Below are 7782 nucleotides of genomic sequence, written 5' to 3' on the forward strand. Positions count from 1 at the left end.
GGCGGGGAGCGGGCCGAGGCGCGCACCGCCCGCCCCGAGCCCGAGCGTCCGGCGGCGCCCGCCGGACAGCTCGTCGACCGGTAGGTGCGCCTGGGCAGACTCGAACTGCCGACACCCGCTTTAGGAGAGCGGTGCTCTATCCACTGAGCTACAGGCGCCCGCGTCTCTCCAGGAGGAGATCCGCGTGCGACGGCCGGGTGAAGCCCGGACCGCGCCACACAGCCTACCGGCCGCCCGGCCCGGCGCGCCAAGCGCCCGGGTCGGGCGTAGGTGTCAATTGCGCAACATAGGTGACAAACCTTGACCAATCCCTCGCCGAGGCACAACGATGCTCAGCAACCCGGCGCGACGAGGCGCCTGGTCCGCACGACGGCCGTGCGGGCGGAGAGGATCGACGATGTTCCTTCGACAGACCAGGTCCCGGGGCGTGCTGGCCCTGGCGGCGGCCACTGCGGCGGGCGCGCTGCTCGCCGGCTGTTCCGGCGGCGGTGGGAGCGCACCCACGACGTCCAACCCCTACGCCTCGGCAGAGGGCATGGACTCGGCCAACGAGCTCGTGGCCGAGTACCCGCGCGAGGAGACGCTCTTCACGAGCGGCACCCAGTGGGGCCCGCCCACGTCGTGGAACCCGATCCCCAGCTCGGGGCACGCCACGGGCGCGCGCGGCCTGGTGTACGAGCCGCTGTTCCAGTTCGACCCCATCACCCTCGAGCTGACGCCCTGGCTCGCCGAGGGTGGCGAGTGGACCGACGACAAGACCTACGAGCTCACCCTCCGCGAGGGCCTGACCTGGCAGGACGGCGAGTCGCTCGACGCCGACGACGTGGTCTTCACGACCGAGCTCGGCAAGGTCGACGCCGTGCCGTACAGCAACCTGTGGACCTGGCTCGACAAGGTCGAGGCGACCGACGCGACGACCGTCGAGTTCACCTTCTCCGACCCCCGCTACCAGGAGTGGGACAACTGGCTCTACAGCACGATGGTCGTGCCGGAGCACATCATGGGCGACTGGTCGGACGAGGAGCTCCTGTCCAACCCGAACGAGGACCCGATCGGTTCCGGTGCCTTCAAGTTCTCCGCCGTCGGCCAGGACCGCATGGTCTGGGAGCGCAACGACGACTGGTGGGCGCGCGCCGAGCTCGGCTACGAGATGCCGATGAAGTACATCGTCGACGTCGTCAACACCTCCAACGAGGTGGCGCTCGGCATGATGCTGTCCGGCGGCCTCGACCTGAGCAACAACTTCCTTCCGGGCGTCAACCAGCTCGCCGACTCCGGCCAGGTGAGCACGTACTACGACGGCGAGCCGTACATGCTGGCGGCGGCGTCGGCGAACCTGATCCCGAACCAGACACGGCCCCCGATGGACGACGTCGACTTCCGGCAGGCGCTCGCGCGGTCCATCGACGTCGACAAGATCGTGACGAACGCGTACGGCGGCCTCGTGGCCAAGGCGCACCCGTCGGGTCTGGTCCCGGCGTTCGAGGAGTACTACGACGAGGACGTCGTGGCCGAGCACGGTTTCACGTTCGACGCCGAGGAGGCCAGGTCGATCCTGGCCGACGCGGGCTACGAGGACACCGACGGCGACGGGTTCGTCGAGTCGCCCGACGGCGAGGCGATCGACCTGAAGCTGATCGTCCCCGCGGGCTGGACCGACTGGATGGAGGCCGCCCGCGTCATCGCCGAGGATGCCTCCGCCGTCGGCATCAAGGTCACCGCCGACTTCCCCGACGCGGGCGCCGTCGACGACGCCCGGGCCACCGGTGACTTCGACCTGGTGATCAACGGCAACGCGGGCGTGAGCAACACGCCGTGGACCTACTACAACTACGCGTTCTACCAGCCGATCCAGGAGCAGATGCTGGCGGGCAACTTCGGCCGGTACGAGGACGAGGAGGCCTGGGAGCTGGTCGAGGACCTGTCGCGCACCGAGAGCGGCACCCCGGAGTTCTCCGAGACCCTGTCGAAGGTGCAGGAGAAGTTCATGACCGACCTGCCCGCCATCCCGCTCTGGTACAACGGCGCGTGGGCCCAGTACAACGAGTCGCAGTGGACCAACTGGCCCAAGGAGGGCCGCGAGGACGCGTACTTCCCGGTGATGTGGAACGGGTACGTGCAGATGGGCGGCATCAACACGCTGCTCGCCCTCGAGCCGGCCTCCTGACGCATGCGCGGCTATCTCGCTCGTAAGACCGTGATCTACGGCCTGACGTTCGTCGTGGCGGTCACGCTGAACTGGCTGATCCCCCGGCTCATGCCGGGGGATCCGGTCCAGCGGATGGTGGCGCGCGCCGCCGTCCAGCACCCCGAGACGATCGCGGCCATGACCGCGTACTACGAGCAGACGTTCGGGCTCGACCTGCCGCTGTGGCAGCAGTACCTGAACTACTGGGCCGCGCTGTTCCGCGGCGACCTGGGCACGAGCGTGTGGCTGTTCCCCGCGCCCGTGGCCCAGGTCGTGCTCGACGCCGTGCCGTACACGCTGGGCATCATGATCCCCGCGATCCTGCTGAGCTTCGTGGTCGGCAACAGCGTGGGGGCCATGGCGGCGCGCAGCCGCTGGCTCGACAACGTGGCCCTGCCCGTCGGGTACCTCGTCACGGCCATGCCGTACATGTGGCTCGCGATCCTCCTCGCGTGGGGCCTCGGCGTCGCGCTCGGGTGGTTCCCCGTGGCCGGCGGCTACGACTTCGGCATGGTGCCGCAGTGGTCGTGGGCGTTCGCGGGCGACCTGCTGCAGCACTGGGTGCTGCCGTTCCTCTCGCTGTTCCTGGTCTCGCTGGGCGGCTGGGCGATCGGCATGCGGAACCTGATCATCTACGAGCTCGAGTCCGACTACGCGAACTACCTGTCCGCGCTCGGCGCACCCAAGCGGCTCGTTCGGCAGTACGCGTTCCGCAACGCGATGCTGCCGCAGATCACGGGCCTGGCGCTGCAGCTCGGCACCATCCTGGGCGGCGCCCTCGTGACCGAGATCGTGTTCGCCTACCCGGGCCTGGGCAAGCTCGTGCTGTCCGCCATCCAGAACCAGGACTTCTTCCTGCTGCAGGGCACCCTGCTGTTCGTGGTGATCGGCGTGCTCCTGGCCAACTTCGTGATCGACATCGTCTACGTGCTGGTCGACCCCCGCACGCGGACGGGACTGACGGGGGGTACCTCATGACGGCGACACAGCCTGCGGCCGCACCCGGCACCGGGACCGAGGCGACCGAAGCGCCCGGGGCGGCGCTGGCGCCGTCCGGCAGCCGGAAGCCCGGGGGAGACGCGCGCGAGACGCTGTACTTCGCGCTGCGCAACCCCAAGGTCGTGATCGGCTCGGTGGTGGTGCTCGCGTTCCTGCTGCTGGGACTGCTCGGGCCGCTCTTCCTGAAGAACGCGCCCATGGACTACGCGGGGCCGCCCATGGCGCCGCCGTCGGCGGACTTCCCGTTCGGCACGACGACGTTCGGCCAGGACGTCTTCGCGCAGTTCGTCGCGGGCCTGCGCTCCACGTTCCTCGTGGGCCTGCTGGGCGGTGGCGTGGCCGCCGTCATCGGCATGGCCATCGGGTTCGTCGCGGGCTACCGCGGCGGACTGATCGACGAGCTGCTCAACATGCTCACCAACGTGGTGCTGGTCATCCCCGGCTTCGTGGTGCTCATCATCATCAACGCCTACCTGGGCGTGCGCAGTGTGCCGATGCAGGCGCTGTACATCGGCGTGTTCAGCTGGCCGTGGGTCGCGCGCGCGGTGCGTGCGCAGACCCTGTCGCTGCGCTCGCGGGACTTCATCGACCTGGCGCGGCTGTCCGGGGTGGGGGTGGGGACGATCCTGCGGCGCGAGGTCGCGCCGAACATGTACTCCTACCTCTTCATGACGTTCGTGCTGCTGTTCGGCGGGTCCATCCTGACGGCGGCGTCGCTCGACTTCATCGGGCTCGGGCCCACCAACGCGATGTCGCTCGGCCTGATGATGAACCAGGCCGTGCAGTGGAGCGCGCTCCATCTGGGGCTGTGGTGGTGGTTCATCCCGCCGGGGCTGGGGATCACGCTCATCGTGGGCTCGCTGTACATCATGAACGTCGGTCTCGACGAGGTCTTCAACCCCAAGCTGCGGGAGATGTGATGTCCCTTTCCGTGACCGACCTGCGGGTCCACTACCGCACCCTGCGCGGCGACGTGAAGGCGCTGGACGGCGTCACCTTCGAGGTGGCGGACGGCGAGATCATGGGCATCGCCGGCGAGTCGGGCTGCGGCAAGACGACGCTCGGCAAGGCCCTCATCCGCCTCGACACCCGCATGAAGCACGCGGGCGGCACCGTCGCCCTCGACGGGGAGAAGCTCCCCATCGCCGACGACGGCGCCATGCGGCGTCACCGCTACCGCGAGGTGTCCCTCATCCCGCAGTACGCGATGTCCGCGATGAACCCGACCCGCAAGATCGGCCGGATGATCCGCGACCTGCTCGCCGCGCACAACGTGCGGTACGCGGACGTGCTGCCCGAGCTGGAACGGCGGCTGAAGCTCGTCGGGCTCGACATCGACGTGCTGAAGCGGTATCCGATCGAGCTGTCGGGCGGCATGAAGCAGCGCGTGGTGCTGGTGCTCTCCACGCTGCTGAACCCGTCGCTCCTGATCGGCGACGAGGTGACGTCCGCGCTGGACGTCTCCTCGCAGAAGGCGGTGGCCCGCGCGCTCGTCGAGTTCCGCGACCACGGGTTCGTGCGGTCGATGATCGTCATCACGCACGACATCTCCGTGCTCTTCCAGGTGGCCGACACCATCCTGGTCATGTACGCCGGGCACCTCGCCGAGAAGGCGCCCGCCCGGACGATCATCGACGAGCCCCTGCACCCGTACACCAAGATGCTCATCGGAGCGCTGCCCAAGGTGGGCGACCGGTACGAGGAGCAGCAGCTGGAAGGCATCGAGGGGCGACCGCCGTCGCTGCTCGACCCGCCCGCGGGCTGCCGGTTCCGCGCCCGCTGCCCCCTGGCGCACGACCGGTGCGCCGAGGCGCCGCCCTTCCGCGAGGTGGCCGAGGGCCACCAGGTCGCGTGCTGGGCGGTGAGCTGATGCTGACGATCGAAGCGCTCGACAAGGTCTACAAGACCGGCACGTTCGGCACCTCCGACCTGCACGCCGTGCGGAAGGTCAGCCTCGACGTCCAGCGCGGCGAGGTGGTCTCGCTCATCGGGGAGTCCGGCAGCGGCAAGTCGACCATCGGCAAGATGGTGCTCCACCTGCTCGACTCCACGGGCGGCAGCATCACGTTCGACGGCCGCGACGTCACCCGGCTCGGGTTCCGGGCGCGGCGCGACTACTACCGCAAGGTCCAGGGCGTGTTCCAGGACCCGTTCAGCTCGTTCAACCCGATCTTCAAGGTGGACCGGACGTTCGAGACGCTGCGGCGGTCCTACTTCCCGAGGGTCTCCGGTGCTGCCTGGCGAGAGAAGCTGGAGGAGGCGCTGGGCGCGGTCAGCCTCGAACCCGGCGACACCCTGGGCAAGTTCCCGCACCAGCTCTCCGGCGGGCAGCTCCAGCGGCTGCTCATCGCGCGCGCCCTGCTGCTCGACATCGAGCTGCTCGTCGCCGACGAGATCATCTCCATGCTCGACGCCTCCACCCGCATCGACGTGCTCAACCTGCTGGGCGAGCTCAAGGGGCGCGGCCTCGGCATCCTGTTCGTCACCCACGACCTCTCGCTCGGCAACTACGTGTCCGACCGCGTGGTCATCCTCTACAAGGGGCGCGTGGTGGAGCGCGGCGCGACCGCCGCCGTCTTCGACGACCCGCTGCACCCCTACACGCGCGACCTGCTGGCTTCGGTGCCGCACCTCGACCGCACGTGGGAGGAGGTCGAGGCCGAGGAGTCCGCGCGGTCCGCGCGTCTGGCCGGGCGGTGCCTCTACCACGAGGCGCTCGCGGCCCAGGGGCGTGCGCTCGGCGACGAGGTCGCCGCGGGGAACACCCCGGCCGACGACGTCGGCCTGGTCGAGCACGCCCCCGGGCACTTCGTCGGGTGCTTCCGCAAGGCGGCCGACGAGGAGTGCCCGGCGGGGGTGTGAGGCGGCGGGGCGCGAACCGGGAAGCCGGTGCTGGTCCCGGCCGCTCAGGCCTTGATCAGCACGGGCACGCCCGGTTCGAGGTCCGTCAGGTGCTCGAAGTCGGCGCTCGTCAGACGGACGCACCCGTTGCTCACGGCCTGGCCCTGCCCCTCGCCCACGTGCAACGCCGTCGCGGCGTAGTCGGTCCCGTAGAAGCCGTCCAGCGACTCGCTCTGCATCGACAGGAACACCGACATCCCGGTGTTCACGGCCTCCGTGACCGTGAACACCTGGGTGAGGCCGAGCGGCGTCGGCGTCTCGGCCGCGCCGACGGCGGCGGGGAGCTCGTCCTGGGTGCCGTCGGCGTGGGTGAGGGTCACGGTGCGGTCCGACAGGTCCACCACGACCGAGCGCTGCTCCTGCTCCTCGACGACATCGCCCGCGCGCAGCCAGCCGGAGACGCCGTTGACCTTGTCCGGATCGTCCGACGGCAGCGCGCCACGGCCGTACGGGATCAGCACCTTGACCCAGTCGGTCTCGCGTTCGAGCACCAGCCAGCGGGCGTCGGCGTCGTAGTAGTCGGCCTCGAGGGCGAGCACCGGCGGCACGGTCGTGTCCGGCTCGGCCCAGACCGGGACCTTGCCCTTCCTCGGCTCGGCCACCGCGCCGGGCAGGCCCTGGAGCGAGTCGAGCGTGGTGTGCGGCAGCTGGGCAGGGAGCAGCCCGTCGATGTCCGGCGTCGGCAGGGCTGCGAGCGAGTAACCGGCGGCCTGCGGCGTGGCCTTGAACGGCGTCGGGCTGGCGGACGGCGACGGGGTCGTCGACGGCGCGGCGTCGGCCGTCTCGGCCGGGCCCCGCAGACCCAGCCAGACGGCCGTACCGACGATCGCGACGAGCGCGACGGCCGCCACCCAGATCCAGGTCCTGCGGCTCTGCGTCATCTGCTCGTTCTCCCCTGTGCGACGGCGCTGCCCGCGCCCCGGTCCCGACGTCGGGTCCATCGTGCCCTGCGCGGCTGCTGCGCGCAGCAGCCAGCGACGATACCGGGTTGTCACAGTTGTCCGATATCTTCGTGCCCGCCCCCGTGTCGATCCGAACTGTTGTTCGGTTCCGCGCCCGGGCAGCGACCGACAGGCAACCGACGAAGGAGAGATCACCGTGGCCACCGCCGACCGGGCGTACCCCGTGACGAACGTCCCGACGCGCCGTTCCCGCAACCTGGTGCTCACCGGCGCGATCTCCGTCGCGCTGATCTCCACCGGATCCGCCTACCTGGCGATGGTCCAGTTCGGCATCGACGTGCTCGCCATGAGCGCGGGCACCGCGTACGCGACCGCAGGCGTCTTCGAGCTGTCGCTGGTGACCGTGGCGCTCCTGGCCCGGGAGGCGGCACGGGACAACCGGCCCGGCGGCACGCTGCTCGCCCTCACCTGGCTGCTGTCGTCGGCGTCCGGCGTCTTCGCCGCCTGGCACGAGGCGTACATCGGCCACCCCGTGGGCGCCGTCCTGTTCCGGTTCATCGTGCCGCTGCTCGCCGCGCTCATGTGGCACCTCGCACTGATCGGCGACCGGCACCTGGCCACCGGCACGTCCTGGTCCGCGCTGCGGCAGTCCGCGCGCATGCACGCCCTGTTCCTCACCACCGAGGACCTGTTCCGGGCCCAGAGCCTGAACGACGGTTCACGCGCCGCCCGCCGCCGGCTCGCGCGCGCCGAGACCGGTCGCCGTCGGGCCCGCTCCGTGGCGCTGCGCAC

The 7782-nt window shown here is 70.3% G+C and carries 6 protein-coding genes, 1 tRNA gene and 1 pseudogene; 6 read left to right on the forward strand and 2 right to left on the reverse strand.

The genetic code is table 11. The annotated features are described in order from the left end of the window. Window positions 1-85: 85 nt before the first annotated feature. Window positions 86-158 (reverse strand) — tRNA-Arg (locus PROKR_RS14755). Window positions 159-397: 239 nt separating this feature from the next. Here PROKR_RS14755 and PROKR_RS14760 point away from each other — a divergent pair. Genes PROKR_RS14760 through PROKR_RS14780 form a run of 5 tightly spaced genes read left to right on the forward strand, consistent with a single transcriptional unit; the run spans window position 398 to window position 6049 of the window. Next, complete coding sequence (locus PROKR_RS14760) at window positions 398-2167, forward strand: ABC transporter substrate-binding protein (RefSeq protein WP_245605836.1); 1770 nt, start codon at window positions 398-400, stop codon at window positions 2165-2167. 3 nt (window positions 2168-2170) lie between these two features. Continuing rightward, complete coding sequence (locus PROKR_RS14765) at window positions 2171-3166, forward strand: ABC transporter permease (protein WP_036964412.1); 996 nt, start codon at window positions 2171-2173, stop codon at window positions 3164-3166. Next, window positions 3163-4107 (forward strand): ABC transporter permease, encoded by a 945-nt coding sequence (locus tag PROKR_RS14770; protein WP_084800459.1) that lies wholly within the window; start codon window positions 3163-3165, stop codon window positions 4105-4107. The genes PROKR_RS14765 and PROKR_RS14770 overlap by 4 nt, the downstream gene beginning before the upstream one ends. Beyond that, window positions 4107-5057, forward strand: coding sequence for an ABC transporter ATP-binding protein (locus PROKR_RS14775; RefSeq protein ID WP_036964413.1), 951 nt, complete (start codon window positions 4107-4109; stop codon window positions 5055-5057). The genes PROKR_RS14770 and PROKR_RS14775 overlap by 1 nt, the downstream gene beginning before the upstream one ends. Beyond that, window positions 5057-6049, forward strand: a complete 993-nt coding sequence (locus tag PROKR_RS14780; RefSeq protein ID WP_036964635.1) for an ABC transporter ATP-binding protein — start codon at window positions 5057-5059, stop codon at window positions 6047-6049. Before PROKR_RS14775 ends, PROKR_RS14780 begins: the two co-directional genes overlap by 1 nt. 44 nt (window positions 6050-6093) lie before the next feature. On the opposite strand, the gene PROKR_RS14785 is transcribed toward PROKR_RS14780, so the two are convergent. Then, window positions 6094-7083 carry a L,D-transpeptidase gene (locus PROKR_RS14785; RefSeq protein WP_157602111.1) on the reverse strand — a complete coding sequence of 330 codons (990 nt, stop codon included), beginning with the start codon at window positions 7081-7083 and terminating at the stop codon, window positions 6094-6096. A gap of 103 nt (window positions 7084-7186) precedes the next feature. Between PROKR_RS14785 and PROKR_RS35050 the strand changes: the two are divergent. Then, a pseudogene (locus PROKR_RS35050) lies at window positions 7187-7782 on the forward strand (hypothetical protein); the annotation flags it as partial.

It is taken from the genome of Promicromonospora kroppenstedtii DSM 19349, assembly GCF_000515355.1.
GTDB lineage: Bacteria > Actinomycetota > Actinomycetes > Actinomycetales > Cellulomonadaceae > Promicromonospora > Promicromonospora kroppenstedtii.